The 16,154-nt window shown below is 37.5% G+C and carries 13 protein-coding genes, 3 tRNA genes and 1 other annotated feature (1 of these 17 cut by a window edge); of the genes, 3 read left to right on the top strand and 13 right to left on the bottom strand.

Annotated elements, in window-relative coordinates; translation table 11 throughout:
- Window positions 1–139, top strand: a binding site (T-box leader) (it extends 68 nt beyond the left edge of the window).
- Between the two features lie 146 nt (window positions 140–285).
- Window positions 286–1,686: a sodium:solute symporter family protein gene (locus tag UFO1_RS08035; RefSeq protein WP_038669937.1), complete on the top strand. Its 1,401-nt coding sequence runs from the start codon at window positions 286–288 to the stop codon at window positions 1,684–1,686.
- Between the two features lie 45 nt (window positions 1,687–1,731).
- Here the strand turns inward: UFO1_RS08035 and UFO1_RS08030 are convergent, their stop codons facing one another.
- The 3 genes from UFO1_RS08030 to UFO1_RS08020 all read right to left on the bottom strand — a co-directional run bounded on the left by UFO1_RS08030 (window position 1,732) and on the right by UFO1_RS08020 (window position 4,378).
- The gene (locus UFO1_RS08030) at window positions 1,732–2,265 is read right to left on the bottom strand and encodes a histidine phosphatase family protein (protein ID WP_038669936.1); all 534 of its coding nucleotides are present in this window, start codon (window positions 2,263–2,265) and stop codon (window positions 1,732–1,734) included.
- Window positions 2,266–2,312: 47 nt separating this feature from the next.
- Window positions 2,313–2,954 (bottom strand): GGDEF domain-containing protein, encoded by a 642-nt coding sequence (locus UFO1_RS08025; protein WP_038669934.1) that lies wholly within the window; start codon window positions 2,952–2,954, stop codon window positions 2,313–2,315.
- A gap of 209 nt (window positions 2,955–3,163) precedes the next feature.
- Window positions 3,164–4,378 (bottom strand): MFS transporter, encoded by a 1,215-nt coding sequence (locus UFO1_RS08020; RefSeq protein WP_051788859.1) that lies wholly within the window; start codon window positions 4,376–4,378, stop codon window positions 3,164–3,166.
- Between the two features lie 182 nt (window positions 4,379–4,560).
- Between UFO1_RS08020 and UFO1_RS08015 the strand changes: the two genes are divergently transcribed.
- Entirely contained in the window at window positions 4,561–5,487 is a 927-nt protein-coding gene (locus UFO1_RS08015) for an AraC family transcriptional regulator (protein ID WP_084159791.1), read from the top strand.
- Window positions 5,488–5,718: 231 nt separating this feature from the next.
- On the opposite strand, the gene UFO1_RS08010 is transcribed toward UFO1_RS08015, so the two are convergent.
- The 10 genes from UFO1_RS08010 to UFO1_RS07965 form a co-directional block, all read right to left on the bottom strand.
- A tRNA-Leu gene (locus UFO1_RS08010) sits at window positions 5,719–5,804 on the bottom strand.
- 43 nt (window positions 5,805–5,847) lie between these two features.
- Window positions 5,848–5,933 (bottom strand) — tRNA-Leu (locus UFO1_RS08005).
- 130 nt (window positions 5,934–6,063) lie between these two features.
- Window positions 6,064–7,776, bottom strand: a complete 1,713-nt coding sequence (locus tag UFO1_RS08000; RefSeq protein ID WP_038669932.1) for a peptide ABC transporter substrate-binding protein — start codon at window positions 7,774–7,776, stop codon at window positions 6,064–6,066.
- Window positions 7,777–7,788: 12 nt separating this feature from the next.
- Window positions 7,789–8,358 (bottom strand): lytic transglycosylase domain-containing protein, encoded by a 570-nt coding sequence (locus UFO1_RS07995; RefSeq protein WP_038669929.1) that lies wholly within the window; start codon window positions 8,356–8,358, stop codon window positions 7,789–7,791.
- Between the two features lie 76 nt (window positions 8,359–8,434).
- Complete coding sequence (gene coaE / locus UFO1_RS07990) at window positions 8,435–9,058, bottom strand: dephospho-CoA kinase (RefSeq protein WP_038669927.1); 624 nt, start codon at window positions 9,056–9,058, stop codon at window positions 8,435–8,437.
- Window positions 9,059–9,082: 24 nt separating this feature from the next.
- Window positions 9,083–9,907 carry a DNA-formamidopyrimidine glycosylase gene (mutM, locus tag UFO1_RS07985; protein ID WP_038669925.1) on the bottom strand — a complete coding sequence of 275 codons (825 nt, stop codon included), beginning with the start codon at window positions 9,905–9,907 and terminating at the stop codon, window positions 9,083–9,085.
- Window positions 9,908–9,929: 22 nt separating this feature from the next.
- The gene (polA, locus tag UFO1_RS07980) at window positions 9,930–12,554 is read right to left on the bottom strand and encodes a DNA polymerase I (protein ID WP_038669922.1); all 2,625 of its coding nucleotides are present in this window, start codon (window positions 12,552–12,554) and stop codon (window positions 9,930–9,932) included.
- A 302-nt stretch (window positions 12,555–12,856) separates the two neighbouring features.
- On the bottom strand, window positions 12,857–13,780 hold the full coding sequence (locus UFO1_RS07975; RefSeq protein ID WP_038669919.1) for a L,D-transpeptidase: 924 nt from the start codon (window positions 13,778–13,780) through the stop codon (window positions 12,857–12,859).
- A gap of 115 nt (window positions 13,781–13,895) precedes the next feature.
- Window positions 13,896–15,035, bottom strand: a complete 1,140-nt coding sequence (locus UFO1_RS07970; protein WP_038669918.1) for a nitrogen regulation protein NR(II) — start codon at window positions 15,033–15,035, stop codon at window positions 13,896–13,898.
- A 388-nt stretch (window positions 15,036–15,423) separates the two neighbouring features.
- Window positions 15,424–15,786, bottom strand: a complete 363-nt coding sequence (locus UFO1_RS07965; RefSeq protein ID WP_038669916.1) for a hypothetical protein — start codon at window positions 15,784–15,786, stop codon at window positions 15,424–15,426.
- Between the two features lie 191 nt (window positions 15,787–15,977).
- Between UFO1_RS07965 and UFO1_RS07960 the strand changes: the two genes are divergently transcribed.
- Window positions 15,978–16,063, top strand: a tRNA-Leu gene (locus UFO1_RS07960).
- Window positions 16,064–16,154: the final 91 nt, after the last annotated feature.

Below are 16,154 nucleotides of genomic sequence, written 5' to 3'. Positions count from 1 at the left end.
AGTTGAAAATACATAATGAAGTTCCTTCCCGAACTGCAGACTGAAATTTACAGTAGGTCTTGCCGTACGTCTACGTTACAGACATAGAGCTGATCTTATGATCAAAACTAGGGTGGTACCGCGGTGATTCGTCCCTTATCGGTATCGCTTTTTATTTTTGTCTTAAGGTTAAATTTGGGTGGTACCACGGTCATATCGTCCCTCTTTACGAGGGGCGTTTTTTCTTTTATAGCCAGCATAAAAGAAAATATATGCAAAAATTGTTTATTACTAGGAGGTTTAATCATGAATATTCCATTTCTTATCGTATGTATTTATATTTTTCTACTTTTTGTGATCAGTTATTTTGCCCAGCGGCGTTCTGCTGGCAGTGCTACAAATTACATTTTAGCAGGCAGGCAACTTACAACGCCGCTGATTACTGTATCAATTGTAGGGCTTGCAGTTGGCGGAGCTTCAACGATCGGTGTGGCTGAACAAGCTTATAAAGTTGGTCTTTCGGCTGGTTGGTATACAACAGCCTGGGGCATCGGCGCTATTACTATGGGAATGTTAGTTGCCAAAAAATATCGTGAGCTCAATATCACTACCATCCCCGAACTATTAGGCAGGTATTATGATAAAAAGGGCATGATTGCCGGAATAGCTTGTCAGATACTTATTCAACTAGTCGTTATGTCCCTTCAATATCTAGCAGGCGGCAGTATCCTCTGTGCTTTAATGCCTGAGATATTCACACTTACCACTGGTATGCTTACAAGTGCTGTAGTATTCATAAGCGTAACTATGATTGGCGGTATGTGGTCAGCTAGCCTTTCCAATATTTTAAACGTCTCGCTAAAATATATCGGTATTATCTTAGCCACTATTGTCAGCGTAACACATGCTGGAGGTCTTAAAAGCATCGAGGCTCAACTTCCTGCTAATACAACGTATCTCAGTTTTTTTGACGGTGTTGGTATCATCGGCATTGTTACCTGGATGCTAGTATTAGTAACTGTTAACTTGTCACTACAAAGTATCATTCAAATTTCATTAGGAGCAAAAGACGTGCAAACAGCTCGCCGTGGTTTTGTTATTGGTGGATTAATGATGTTGCCGATTGGCTTTGTCAGTGCCTTATTAGGGGTCATTGCAAAAACAATGTTTCCAGATGTAAGCCCTGCTATGGCTTTGCCAATGACCATTATGTCTTTGAACCCAATTCTAGCTGGAATTACTCTTGCGGCATTATGGGCGGCAGATGTATCAACGGCCTGCAATCTGCTCCTCAGCTCAGCAACTTTATTTTCCCAAGACATCTACAAAAAATTCATTAATCCTGCAGCGAGTGATAAAAGGTTTCTTATTGTCACCAAAGCATCTGTACTCTCCTTAGGATTATTAACCCTAATTTTTGCTATGACGATTAGCGGTATTATCACTACTCTTATGATTGGTCTCAGTTTAACCGCATCTTTTAGTGTGATTGTACTCTTTACCTTGTTCGCCCCGTCTCTTTGCCGAAAAAATGCTGCTTTTTATACTATTGCAGTCAGCTTAGCTATATTAATTCTCTGGCAGACCTTCCCTTCAACGCACATATTCCCTCATGTAATTTATCTTGAATGGATTGCTTGTGTTGGAACCTTTCTATTAACATATCTACTTGATTCAAAGGCGATTACTACCTCTGAATGCGCTTAAAGAAACAGAAAAACTGCAAGAATCTCTTTAGATTCCTGCAGTTTTTTATTGTGATCTTTCAAATACATAAACCTTTCCATATTTCGCTTTCTTGAATTCGTCCCCACGAAACCCCATATTAATCAACTGTTCTTTAATTTGCAGCATCAAAAATCCATGTGTCACTATTAACACATTATCTTCCTCAAGAATACTTGAAATAAACCTTTTTACCCGATCCCTTGTCTGTTTTATACTTTCAAGTTGAGATTGCTGCGAACTAAGCCACGCCAATCTCCCTGCCAGTAACCAAAATATATATGGCAATTTTATTTTAGAATCAAATGCTGGTGAAATCGGCACTTCTCGAATTAATTCTGATTTAGTAATATCTCCTCTATAGATATGCTGCGCAGTTTCGATTGTACGCGATAAATTACTACAATAGCACTTTTCCCACGTTCCTTGCTCTATTATTAAATCCATAATTTTAATGGGTGAACCGTCATACAAATTGACCCATTCACTAAATTCTTTTGCAGACATCATCCATTTATGAGGGCACTCAACTTCAAAATGCCGTATCAATCCAATTCTCATAAGCCCCTCCTAATTCTACCCCTAAGCTCTATATAAAAAATACCCTACTATGATCTAGCTGCATTTTTAAGTCTATACATCTTGCTATCCGCAATACTGATTAAATCTTCTATTTCTTTTGTGTCACTAGGGTAGATTGCATAACCACTTGAAATAGAAATGGCCATTTGCATTTTCTTCGATAATTCGAGTAGCTCATTATTAAAACGTTTAAGAATTTGTTTTATCTCTTCATCACCTGCACAAGGCGCAATAATTAAAAATTCATCACCGCCCCACCTAGCAGCTATATCACCCTTTCTTATAATAGTTAAAAGTAAAGCTGAAAGCTCTTGCAGCACCAAATCCCCTTTTCTGTGACCATATCGGTCATTTATGGCCTTGAAATTATCACAATCTAAAATAACTATACTTAATTTTTCATTTTTTCTATCCATTTTAGCCAAAAGAGACGGAAGAAGTTCATCAACAAATCTTCGATTATAAAAACCCGTCAAACTATCTTTTTCTGAATAAAATTTTACTTTGTCATACTGTTTACCAGCCCAATAAGCAATAAGTAAACCAATAATTCCAGGATAAGGCGGATTGCTGAATGAATAGTCTAAATAAATATAAGCATATAACCTTACCGCTATAATAGTCATTAGCATAATTATTAAGCCAGTTATTCTTCCCGTATATTTCATTCTATTCACCCTTTTATTCAATATTAAAAAACAGTGTTGTCTCATATTCTACTACAATCAGAAGGAATAGGGAACTTTTAGTTCAAAATCCTATACTTTTCCAAACCCCTACTTAAGTATCCATAAGTAATAAAAAAGACCTACAAGCAGAATGCCTGTAAGCCTATCATTATGAATTGCATATTCCATCGTAGCTAAAGCTCAGTACATTAAGCACCACTTACAACTTTTTGTTGCGGCTTTGCCTCCTCTATTTGGATGAATCTAGTCGATACAAAGTTTAACAAAGCAATGACCGCACCGCCCATAAATACATATTTATATCCATTCGGACCGCCATTGTACCAAACTAAACCTCCTAAGATAGGTAAGAACATGGTTACGACGTGATCAATGCTAGTACCTAAAGACAAACTAGGTGAAATTTCCTCAGGTCGTAGGGCGATTTTTTTCATATAAGTAGCCCTGGCCATACTCACTGCATTCATCGCCTGGTCCAAAACATAACATGCACAAATTACAAACAATGCAAGCTGCTGACCAAATAGATTATCAGCAAACGCATAGCCTAAGCAAATAATAAAACAACCTATTGCCTCACTGCTAAGAACATTTTTTTCTCCCAAATGATCAATCATATGCCCAATCCACGGCTTTACAAAAATTCCGGCAATCGACACAATAAAAAACAGCATAATCATAGTAGTAACTGGTTGGCGGAAAACATCAACAAGTACCCATGGACCAAAAGTAATAAATATCTGTTTGCGCGCTCCATACAGAATGCTCAACCAATAATATAGACCATATTCTTTCCTGAAAACAAAACGTCTGGATTTTTTTATTGTTTTGGTTGGCTTCATAAAAATAAGTGAGACGGCTGCCAATAAAAAGGCCACCGCGCCTATTGAAAAAGCGGTCATATAACTAATGTGCAGAAACTTGAACAACATCCATAAGACTGCGCTACTAATGACTAGCGTCAAAGTGTTAATGGCGTTCATTTGTCCCAGTTTTTTCCCTAATTCACCAGCAGAAGCAAAACTCATTCCAATACTATTAGACAAAGGCATATAAATATGAGTTCCCATATTGTAAACGAAAATAGTTACTATGAGCCAACTGTATTCTGGAGGGATGATCCCCAAAGAAAACATACCTATCGCCGAGATAACATTTCCTACTAACATAGTTCTAATATCACCGAGGAAAGAAAGCAGCCCAATAATAACAACCATCAGTAGCCCCGGTAGTTCTCGCGGGAACTCCAAAGCTGACCGTTCTAGAATCATCATTCCCAAGCCTTCTTTTAAATAATTAGTCAGAATTGCACCATCAACACTCTGTCCAATACCAATAAAAGCTGTCGATAATAAAAAGAAAAAATAATTGCGGTCTATACCATTAAAAAAATTTATTTTCATAATATTCCCCTTTCCGATACAAATTGCGTTTTGCATAGTAGCATAAAATTAATTTGATATTTTTAGAATATACCTTATACATTTATTTGCATCATGGTATTATTATATATAAATCAATATTATAATTCATGGACTATATTACTCGATATTAGCACAATATTAACATTAGAAGGTGATAGCAAATGATGATTGACAGAAATCTCTGCGAGAAAAACTACAGTATATGTATGCTATTATGCAATGGTCAGCCAAAAGTTAACGACAATAGCCAGCAGTGGGATTACGACATGTATCGAGATTTTCCGGTGAAAATAACCCGCAACGAACGTTTGGAACGTGGTCCTATTTTTGAAAGTCACTGGCATGAACAATTTCAAATTTTATATTTTGAACAAGGCGAGGCATTGATTCACTGCAACTCCCACCCCTACGAGGTCAAACCAGGGGATCTAGTGATTATAAATAGTAATGAAATACACTACGGCGAGACTATCTGCCAACATCTAGTTTATTATATCGTAAAAGTCGATCTTAATTTCCTACTTGGCAGTCAGGTGGACTTTTGCCAAACAAAATATTTAAATCCCTTGCTACAAGGCCGAATTCGCTTTCAAAATCATATCCCCCAAGATAATGAATTGGCAAAGCAAGTCCAGCAAATTTTTAACGAATATAATCAGCAAGAAATAGGGTGCGAATTAGCAGTCAAATCACTAATTTACCATATAATCGTATTACTATTGCGGCATTATCAACAGGACACATCTCATAAAATTCAGCAAGATCACCAACAAAAAAACATGCACCATTTACGTACTGTTTTAAAATATATGGATCAGCATTACAATGAAAATATTAGTCTGAGCCAATTGGCAAGTTTAGCCAACATGAGCAACCAACATTTTTGTCGTCTCTTTAAAAGCATTACCGGTAAAAGCGCAGTTGATTATATGAATTACCTACGAATTAATAAGGCCGTAACGCTTTTGTCAGAAAGCGATTTTAATATCAGCGAAGTTGCCATGGCAGTTGGCTTTGATGATAGTAATTATTTCAGTCGCTTATTTAAGAAATACCAGAAAACATCGCCATCTTCGATGAGAAAGTAACGCCATTGCAACAAGAGCCTATGTATATCCCGTAAGTAGAGCCCCACCCTCTGATTGGTAGGCTCTACTTTTATTATGGTAAACGGTACGTCTAGCAAAAATGGCAATAATACCTGAACTTCTCTGATGTTTCAAGTATTAATGTCACATTATCCTCGAGCCCCTATTAAACACTGCAAACAACAAAAAAGACCTACAAGCAAAATGCCTGTAAGCCTATCATTACTGAATTGGTGCGGTAGAATGGATTTGAACCATCACGAGGTTGCCCCCGCCAGCCCCTCAAGCTGGTGCGTCTGCCGTTCCGCCACTACCGCGAATAAACTATTCATTTCGTAAACAAGCCAATCATACTAAAGTTGGTGCGGTCGAGAGGACTTGAACCTCCACGAAGTTTCCCTCACTAGAACCTGAATCTAGCGCGTCTGCCGTTCCGCCACGACCGCATAGCAAGACAATTGGGACTCACTTTATATGGTTTAACTTGCCGACATATACTATTATACCGTTTCATGAGAAAATGTCAATAAGATAATTCATTTTATCCTTTTTAATTTATGAGAAAGGTTTCCTCAATTACTTTGAAGCAATTCCCCATTGCCAAGCATTCCATAAATTACCTGAGGGAGTAGGATTTGATTTGTAGTTTTCAACACTATTTTTTGCTACATCAATATTGGTCCTAAAATAGAGAGGAATAATTGGATATTCTTGCTGAATTAACTCCTGAATTCGAAAATATATTTGTTTACGCGCTTCTATATCCACCGTCCGCGCCCCTTGCTCCGTTAGCAAATCAACTTCCGCGTTGCGCCACCCTGGATAATTTTGTCCTTCCATCCGATTGGCTGCACTAGGAATTTTCTTTGAATTCCACAAGTTGAGGTTATTCGGATCAACTCCTGCCACCCAGGCATATAAGGCGGTTTCAAATCTACGCTTTTTTAAGGTATCAGCAAAAAACAGCTGTGCATCTAGGACTTTCACTTCTACTTCAATACCGGTTTCTTTCAACTGCTGAGCTATCATTTGGGCTGTAAGTTCTCGTATTTTTACTCCTGCTGGCACACTTAGAGAAAACAATAGCTTACGTCCGCCTTTGGCAAAAATACCATCAGTCCCTTGTTGCCATCCTGCTTGGACTAATAATTCACGTGCAGCCGCAACATCACGTACAGCCCCTTTTACAACTGGATTATAACCCCATGACAAGGGAGATTGATCACCAAAAGCTGGACTCGCTGCATTTTTAAATAGATTGGTAATCAAAGCCTGCTTATCTATCCCTAGCGAAATGGCTTGCCGCACTCGCACATCTTGAAATAAGGGATTGTCCAAATTAAAATCGAGGTGCTCCCAAATCATAGCGGGAGTACTGACAACCTTGACACCTTCTATACTTTTGACTTGCTCATATTGGGAGAATGGAACGTTTGCCATAATATCTAATTCTCCAGCCTTTAGCAACGTCAACATAATAGTATTATCAGGAATTATTTTATAAACAATAGTATCTAAATTAGGTTTACCACGAAAGTATGTAGTATTTGCTTCTAATACAATGGCTTCTGCAAGACGCCATTCCTTAAATTTAAAAGGACCTGTACCAATTGGCCCACGATTAAAGGCTGCCTTATTGACATCACCTGCCGACTCTATTATGTGTTTAGGTAAAATACTAGTGAACAGGGTTAAGTAAGGCGCATAGTACTCTTTAAACCGCACTATGACGGTATTGCTATCGGGAGTATCGATTGCCAAAATTCTATCATATCCATCACGAGACACAATATTTACCTTCGGATTCATGATAAGTTGCCAAGTAAATTTAACATCCTCTGCAGTAAAAGGCATCCCATCGTGCCAAGTCACACCAGAACGCAGCTTATAGGTTACGCTGAGACCATCTTGACTCACTCCACCATTTTGTAAGGTGGGAACTTCAACCGCAAGGTCTGGGACCCATTCCCCTTTTTCATTGTTTACCAATAATCCGCTAAAAATCAAACTACTCACTTCCGCAGTAGCCAGAAAATCGGATAACAATGGATTTAAGGTATTCGGTTCTTGTAGACTGCCATAGACCAATTGTCCGCCTTGCTTTAATTCAGGCTTATTAGGATTTGGCAGTGATTTGGAACTACAACCACCTACCAGTAAGACGATAGCCATTAGAAAGCATAAAAAACTAGAATACCTAAACCCAAATCTAGGTATTTGTATGGTTTTTCTTTTAGAAAATAAGTCATCAGTTTTATGTTTGACTGCAACTGGTCTTCCATCTTCCAATGCTACCTTCTCCTATCTGCCATATAACTCTTGGTACCGTTTCTTATTATCTAACACTCGATTTACATATTCCCGAGTTTCCCGAAAGGGAATTTTTTCATCTTCAACAAAAGACATAGTCCATCCATATTGGGCCATCCATTGTTTCACATTACCTCTTCCACCATTATAGGCAGCTAACATTAATACTTCATTGCTTTTAAATTCTTTCTTTAATGACCCTAGATACCAAGTACCCATACTAATGTTTAGTTCTGGATCCTCAAGCTGTTTTGTATTAAAATCTTGATTTTCCATTTGCTCAGCGACCCATCTTGACGTTTCAGGCATCAATTGCATTAATCCTAGGGCGCCTTTAGGAGATTTTGCTTTTGTATTAAATTTGCTTTCTGCTCTTATGACTCCAGCAACAAGAAAGGGATCCAATTCTCTCTCCAAGGCATAACGATACACGATTTCCTGATACGGGAAAGGATAAATATATTTTTTTTGAAACCAATCGCTGCTGTATATCTGATAACCAATGGTTACTACTAGTAGTATACTACCCACCAGGATTTTCATCCGGGTTAAAATCCGCAAAACAAATCACTCCGTTGTTAATTTACTAGCCATCTTCTTACAAAATTTTACGCAAAGCCCAAAGAAAATAGAACGACTAAACTTTTTCAACAATCAATTTTTGCGCTCTATTGCATACGTCCTGCCATGCGCTTACTACTTGTTTTTTTGTATTTTCTGTATCAAGAGTATTATCAATCACTACATCTGCTTGTTTTGCTTTCTCTTTGACATGTAGTTGGGCATTAATTCTGACTTGTGCTTGTTCATAAGTTAATTGATTTCGGGCAATCAACCTTGAGATCTGCACCTTTTGGTCAACATAAACTACCCAAACTTCATCAACTCTATTTTGCCACCCAACCTCAAATAGCAGGGGCACATCAACAACAACCAATTTATAGCCGAGTTCTTCCCCTTTTTTGATGTCTTCATTTACTTGTTCTTCGATAAAAGGGTGAGTGATTCTTTCTAAGCAAGTACGTTCCTCTGGATTTTTGAATATAATTTCACCTAAAACCTCTCGATTGAGATTCCCATCACTCCGTACTATCCCACCACCGAAATGGGCCACAACAGCATGAAAAGCAGGCTGTCCTGGCAAAACAAGGTTGTGGGCAATTTTATCTGTATCTATAATATAGGCACCTAATTCTGCTAGCATGGCGCTTACAGTACTTTTACCCGTTGCAATACCACCTGTTAGACCAACAATATACATGTAACCGCCTCCAACCTATCCTTCCTACCCTTGGCAATTAGGACAAAAGTGACTTCCACGACCCGATACTTCTTTCCATACAATTGGTGTGCCACATGTAAGGCACGGCTCTCCTTTACGTCCATATACGATAAGATGGTGCTGGTGACTGCCACTTCTGCCAATCGCATCACGATAATCTCGGAATGTAGTACCACCATGTTCTATGCCATCGGCTATTACTTTATTAATTGCATGATATAATTTTTCATTTTCACTTTCACTCAAACTACTAGCAATACGTTCTGGATGAATACCGGCAATAGCTATGCTTTCATCTACATAAATATTACCTAAACCACCTATATATTTCTGATTTAATAAAATAGCCTTAATTTTGCCATGATGTTTTTTTAACATATTCTTTAAATAATCAAGTGAAAACTCAGGCGTCAAAGGTTCTGGCCCCATGGTAGCGAGTCCCGAAATACGCCACAATTCATCCATTGGCATTAAATATAACGTTCCTAATGTACGCGTATCTGCATAGATAAGCAAATCGCCGTTATCTAACTTAAATATGATACGAGTAAATTTGTCCTTCTCCATGCCAGTACGAATGTATTGCAATCGTCCTGTCATGCGAAGATGGATGACTAACACTTGTCCATCATCTAAATGAAATAATAAGTATTTCCCTCGTCTAGTTAGCGTTACAATTTTTCTATTTGTTAGCACCGCCTGAAATTCACCAGGTGAAGGCCATTTCACCAGTCGGGCCAACAAAAATTCTACTTCTTTAATTGTCCTTCCAGCTACTTTGTCGACAAGAGTACGTCGAACCATTTCCACTTCTGGCATTTCTGGCATAATTATCCTCCTGGTTTAACTGCTACTTTGCACTAGCCCAATTTTTCCCTACATTTACATCTACTACTAGAGGCACTCGCAATGTCACACTTTGCTCCATTGCATCTTTTACTATTTTAGCTACTTGTTCCGCTTCACAAGCAAGAACTTCTAATACTAGCTCATCGTGTACCTGAAGCAAAATGCGACTCTGTAGATTTGCTTTTCGCAAGGCACGGTATACATCCACCATAGCCTTTTTTATAATATCTGCCGCTGTCCCTTGTATAGGAGTATTCATCGCAGTACGTTCCGCAAAAGATCGCTGGTTAAAATTCTTGCTATTAATATCGGGTAAATAACGGCGGCGCCCCAATAAGGTAGTTACATATCCTTGTTTGTGCGCGTCATCTACCATTTTGTCCATATATGCTTTAACACCATGATATTTTGCAAAATAATTCTCAATATATTGACCTGCCTCTTTACGGCTAACGCCAGTATCTCGTGATAAGCCATAATCACTAATTCCATAAACGATGCCAAAGTTTACGGCTTTCGCCCTTGAGCGCAGCTCAGGTGTAACTTCTGACATAGGTACTTCAAAAACTTCGGAGGCTGTACGAGTATGAACATCTTGATTCTGGGCAAAGGCCTCGATCATATTCTCATCACCGGACATATCGGCTAACACCCTAAGTTCAATTTGAGAATAGTCAGCAGTCATAATACAATCGAATCCTTCATCAGGTACAAAGAGTTCTCGTATCTTCCTACCAATTTCCGTTCGTATCGGTATGTTTTGTAGATTAGGTTCAGAGCTGCTGAGCCTACCAGTAGCTGTCACCATTTGATTGAAAGTCGTATGGATACGTCCTGTATCTGGACTAATTAAACCGATCATTCCGTCCAAATAGGTCGACTTTAATTTTGTCAGCATCCGATATTCTAAGATTGCATCAATAATAGCATGCTGCCCTGCTAATTTTTCCAATACCTCTGCATCAGTAGAGTATCCCGTTTTTGTTTTTTTCATTACAGGCAACTGTAACTTATCAAATAATATAGTGCCAAGTTGTTTTGGTGAATTTACATTAAAAACTTCACCCGCAGAGCAATGAATTTCAGAAAGTAGTTGGTTAATTTTAGTCCCTATTTCAGCAGACATGATTTCTAAATACTCTTTGTCTACCTTAATTCCATAGTTTTCTACTACAGATAAAACTTCCACTAAGGGAAGCTCTACTTCATTAAACAGGGTAATCAGTTCATTCTCTATTAGCCCCTGTCTTAGCAACGGATAAATTTCATGTATGACTTTAATGGCCCATACAGCAAAAACAGGTTCATGGTGCATTTTATTCCACTGGATTGTATTTGGAAGTCCAAGGTACTTTTCTTTCAGTATAGCAAGGGAATACTCGCTGGCTGTTGGATCCAAAAGATAAGCTGCTAATATCGTATCAAAAACAAGGCCACCTAATGAAGCCCCCATTCTGGCACAAGCATTATATACGATCTTAGCATCGTGTGTAATTTTCATCACTGATGCATCAGCAAACAGATCTAACATTTCTTGCCAGCCTTCTATCGAGGCTGGTATATATACTACCTTGTCATCGAAAATCACGGACAACCCCTGCATTGTAATAACAGGTAGTTTCCCAGTAATAATTGGATAGAATTCTAACACACCTGATTCTCGTACCTTACTAACAAAAATTCTAAATTCATTACCGTCAGTTAAAGCAGTAACTTCAGGCAGGCATTCTACCTCAACTATACATTGTTGCTCATTCCCTGGAAATATGCTGTCAACCTTGCCTAACAAGGTTTTAAATTCAAATTTAGCAAATAGTTCTTTTACTTTAGTAACATTAGGTTGAAATTCAAAACTCTCCGTAGAAAACTCTAGGGGCATATCACAAACAATTGTTGCTAACTTTTTCGATAATAAAGCAATTTCTTTATTGTTACGCAAGTTTTCTTGCAACTTTTTCCCTGAAATGCAATCTATATTTTCGAGAACATTCTCAATAGAGCCAAATTCAGCAATTAACTTTACCGCCGTCTTTTCACCGACACCTGGGACACCTGGAATATTATCAGAAGCATCTCCCATCAAGCCCTTAATATCAATTTGCTGCTCGGGAGTTACACTATATTTCGCTTGAAAAGCCTCTCTATCAAAAGTTTCCATTTCAGAAATACCTTTTTTCGTCAACATGACTCGGGTATTAGGTGAAATTAGTTGTAATGCGTCACGGTCACCTGTAACGATAGTCACTTTATGCCCTGCTTGTCCCGCCTTAGCAGCTAACGTTCCAATAATGTCATCTGCCTCATATCCAGCTTCTTCAATTACTCGAATACCAAAAGCATCCAGTACCTCTTTAGCCAAGGGAAATTGTTCTGACAACTCCCCTGGAGTCGGTTTACGATGAGCTTTATATTCAGCATATGCGTCATTCCGAAACGTGATTTTCCCTTTATCAAAAGCTACGACCATAAAATCTGGTTTAAGTTCCCCTAATAATTTTACCATCATAGTTGTAAAACCATAAACTGCATTTGTATATTGTCCACTTGCTGTAGTTAATAAGGGTAATGCGTAAAACGCTCTATGTACCAAACTACTTCCATCAATAATTATAAAACTTCCAGGCATATGCTTTACCACCTTAAATAATAGATTTAAACTATATTATATTTTGCTAAATATGACAGAATCCCTTTAATTTTTTCTTATTTATAAATAGTAAAATAAAAAGAGATCATTTTCAGATCTCTTTCTTATTTCCGTATAGTCTATATCTATCTTACGCCAAATAATCATTTTCTATTTATCTAGGGCTTAGATTTATATAAGCAACATACTCCATATAAGATAAGCCCTCTATAACATGGCGACAAATTAACTCATATCCGACAACAGCGTTTTTTTGTATAGGTGATGATGAATTAGCGTTTTTAGTCCTTTAGTTCTAATGAATTGTCTTCTTTAAGAACTGACTCTAGACCAAATAACGATGAAATTTCTTCAGCTTTACTGTATATAATATCACCTTTTATCACACCGTTAATTCCACGTTTTCCTTTCCATATTAACTGTTTTTGTTCATCCCAAACAATGTTACTATTACATGCAACAGCAACTGGCCATGCGGGTACATAGGTCGTATCACCAACCGTTATCGCCTTTTCCCGCAAAGTTTTATCATTGACACGTAGAGTGTGAACTTTGGCAAATGGCACTTGTTTACCTGTTTCCCCTCTAAGCATTGACAACAAAACCGTTTCGCTTACAAACCCTTTAAAGCCATACTCAGCCAGTTTATCATCTACATTTGCAAGTGAAAGGTGCTGATAACCATACAGGTCGGGAAATATTCCGATAGATGCCTGCCCTTGACTATCAACATTTATTTTAATGCGTTCATAGATTATTTTAACCGATGTGCCATATTTTACAACTTCAAATAATTCTTCAGCATCCTCCTCCTTCATCCGTATACACCCGTTGGATACAGCCATCCCAATTGTCCAGGGGGCATTTGTTCCATGAATACCATATAACGGCAGGAATTCCATCCATCTGTATCCTAATGGATTATCTGGGCCAGATTCTACCACATAACCACGCCCTGGAGGAATCCAAGTTGGATTTTTTTCCTTGCTCGTAATGGTATAGCTCCCTAAAGGAGTCGGAGTCGAAGGTTTACCAATTGCCACAGAATATTCTTTAATAAACGCAGTACCTGAATATAATTGCAAGGTACGGCTCGGTAAGTTCACAATTACTTGCGGTGAGCTTATCTGTTCTGCAGATACTGGTATCATTATGAGTAACAATAAAAAAATTAGACATACTACTTTCTTTAAAAAACAAAACACAGACATCCCTTCTTCATTAAAAATTAAACAACAATAAACGTATATGAAGAATGCTCTGTGTATATGACAGGATAAAAAATTCCTATTATAAAAAAGGTAGTTCAACTTGTTATCCCTATTGTAAGTTTAAAATTTGTTGATGTATTACTGCTAGACGATTTGTGCAATCATCAACGATTGGCAAATAAATATGTACTTTTGTGCCACCCTTTTCCCCTGCGCTAACGTTAACAAACCCACCATGCTCCACAATAATACGATTAGCAATCGGCAGTCCCAATCCTACCCTGTCCAATTTAGTAGTATAAAAAGGTTCAAAGATTCGAGACATTATCTCAGGTGTTACCCCTGCCCCAGTATCATTGATTGCAATTACTAACATACTAAGCTCTGCATTCATCCAGGTTTTTATACCTAATACCCCTTCTCCATCCATAGATTCTATAGCATTTTGCATAATATTCATCACAGCTTGCTTAATAAGATTGTTATCTGCGATAATGGTAGGAAGATTTTTTACTAATTCTTTGTTTATATCAATCTTTTCTCCGCCTATCTCTTTAAAGACTAGTCGAAGGGCATCTTCCAGCAAACGATTAATATCAACATCCGGTTCCTTTTGTACTGGAGGCTTTGCAAATAAAATCAACTCTTTTACTACATCATTGATATAGGAGACCTCACCTAATAAAGTTTCTAATACATCACGACGTACCGTATATTTATCATCATCAATACGCCCTAACATTACTTGCAAATATCCACTAATTGTGGTTAGCGGAGTTCGTACATGATGGGCTACCCCAGCAGCTAATTCACCTAATGAAACAAGCATCTGAGTAGTCTGTATTTGCTTTATAGCTGCCCTGACTGCGGATACATCTTGCAGAATGACAATCATACCATTGAATACGCCTGATGAATCCGTGAGTTTTAACGCATCTGTATGCACGTAAATAACCTGTTCATTCACCTTCAAACTAAGATTCGATGTTTTAATATCTTCAAAGTCTGAGGTATCAAAAATCTTTAAAAACTGATCACCAAACTTTTGAAATACAACCTCTACCCGCTTTCCTATTACATTCGAACGGTCTACACCACCGATTCTTTCTGCCTCACGGTTCAAGCTTTTTATCCGCATGTTATTATCCAAGTGTAAAATTCCGTTTGTTGTTGACTCAAAATATTCTTTGTATTCATCTTCTCTCACTAAGTGTACTACTCTATTTTGAGAAGCTGCTGCCAGATACATATTCCGCCATCTCCCTTTTTCTACTTTATTAAAGTGATACATAATATTCTTGTAAATAATTGTAACTCCTGCTAAATTAGACTAAGTTCTTTTCGTAAAATTGCGACATAATACTAAGGAAAACAAGCATTTACTGTCGAATATCCTTACCCTTTTTTGCTCCCCCTTGATTTAACAAGTCTCTCCTCTATTCTCTTTGTTACCTCATTCGACATTTATAACTGCATTGCAAAATGTTCTAGTTCTAATTGTCTTATTTTTTTACCATTTTATTACATTTTTTATATCATTTTCCATATAATTACATTTTAAATACGTTACAAATAACAAAAGAGGTGGTTATTAAACCACCTCTAAAATAGGATACAATCAAAATATAAATTTAGTTTTATTCACCAAGGTACTTTTGGTGAAAATATCCAGGATCAACTGTTTTTGGTACCACTGCATGAAAACGCAACCATTCGTTCCCGTGTTCCTGCTTCGCTAACAAATAACTCTTCACCGGGAAATCAGTATCATCAACACTTAGCAAATCTTCTTCCTCTAAGGCATAATTTATATCCCCATGGGAATGACGTTCCGTGTAAAAATACTGGTCAACAAACTGCAAATTGCCTTCATTGTCATACCCTACATCAAAATAAACAGATTCACAATCAATAATAAACTCATATTCTCCATCATTATTAGCAACCTTACTATTAAACATAACCTTTTTTATGGGTAAAGGCCCCATCTTCGTTGCCATTATTTACATCCTCCTCGTTCTTCCATATATGGTACAATTATTCCCTATAATTGTGTATTTATACTAATTGTTATCAAGATTTTTTTTGTTTATGTTTCTTCTATAAAAAATTTTCTTGACTTCTTTATTAGAATCATGATAATATACTACTTGTCCGGTGGGCCACCACCTGATAGTAAAACTTAAAATGTGCCGAAGTGGCGGAATTGGCAGACGCACCTGACTCAAAATCAGACGTGTACTCCACGTGCCGGTTCGAGTCCGGCCTTCGGCACCAGTATTTTATAAGACTTTACATTTTTGTGTTAAAGTCTTTTTTATTTTGTTTTTCTAAAACTAGAAACTTGACAATAACTATCTATTATGTT

The sequence above is a fragment of the Pelosinus sp. UFO1 genome (assembly GCF_000725345.1).
Classification (GTDB): Bacteria; Bacillota; Negativicutes; order DSM-13327; family DSM-13327; genus Pelosinus.
Note: the sequence above shows the minus strand (reverse complement) of the source record. Positions and strands in the feature narration are given on the sequence as shown.

What these genes read in the sequence shown, in the direction of transcription:
- UFO1_RS07965 (WP_038669916.1), bottom strand. Translation starts at nt 15,786, where the DNA reads ATGGCAACGAAGATGGGGCCTTTACCCATAAAAAAGGTTATGTTTAAT.
- UFO1_RS07970 (WP_038669918.1), bottom strand. Translation starts at nt 15,035, where the DNA reads ATGTATCTGGCAGCAGCTTCTCAAAATAGAGTAGTACACTTAGTGAGA.
- coaE (WP_038669927.1), bottom strand. Translation starts at nt 9,058, where the DNA reads ATGTATATTGTTGGTCTAACAGGTGGTATTGCAACGGGTAAAAGTACT.
- UFO1_RS08025 (WP_038669934.1), bottom strand. Translation starts at nt 2,954, where the DNA reads ATGAAATATACGGGAAGAATAACTGGCTTAATAATTATGCTAATGACT.
- UFO1_RS08015 (WP_084159791.1), top strand. Translation starts at nt 4,561, where the DNA reads ATGATGATTGACAGAAATCTCTGCGAGAAAAACTACAGTATATGTATG.
- UFO1_RS08030 (WP_038669936.1), bottom strand. Translation starts at nt 2,265, where the DNA reads ATGAGAATTGGATTGATACGGCATTTTGAAGTTGAGTGCCCTCATAAA.
- mutM (WP_038669925.1), bottom strand. Translation starts at nt 9,907, where the DNA reads ATGCCAGAAATGCCAGAAGTGGAAATGGTTCGACGTACTCTTGTCGAC.
- UFO1_RS08035 (WP_038669937.1), top strand. Translation starts at nt 286, where the DNA reads ATGAATATTCCATTTCTTATCGTATGTATTTATATTTTTCTACTTTTT.
- UFO1_RS08020 (WP_051788859.1), bottom strand. Translation starts at nt 4,378, where the DNA reads ATGAAAATAAATTTTTTTAATGGTATAGACCGCAATTATTTTTTCTTT.
- polA (WP_038669922.1), bottom strand. Translation starts at nt 12,554, where the DNA reads ATGCCTGGAAGTTTTATAATTATTGATGGAAGTAGTTTGGTACATAGA.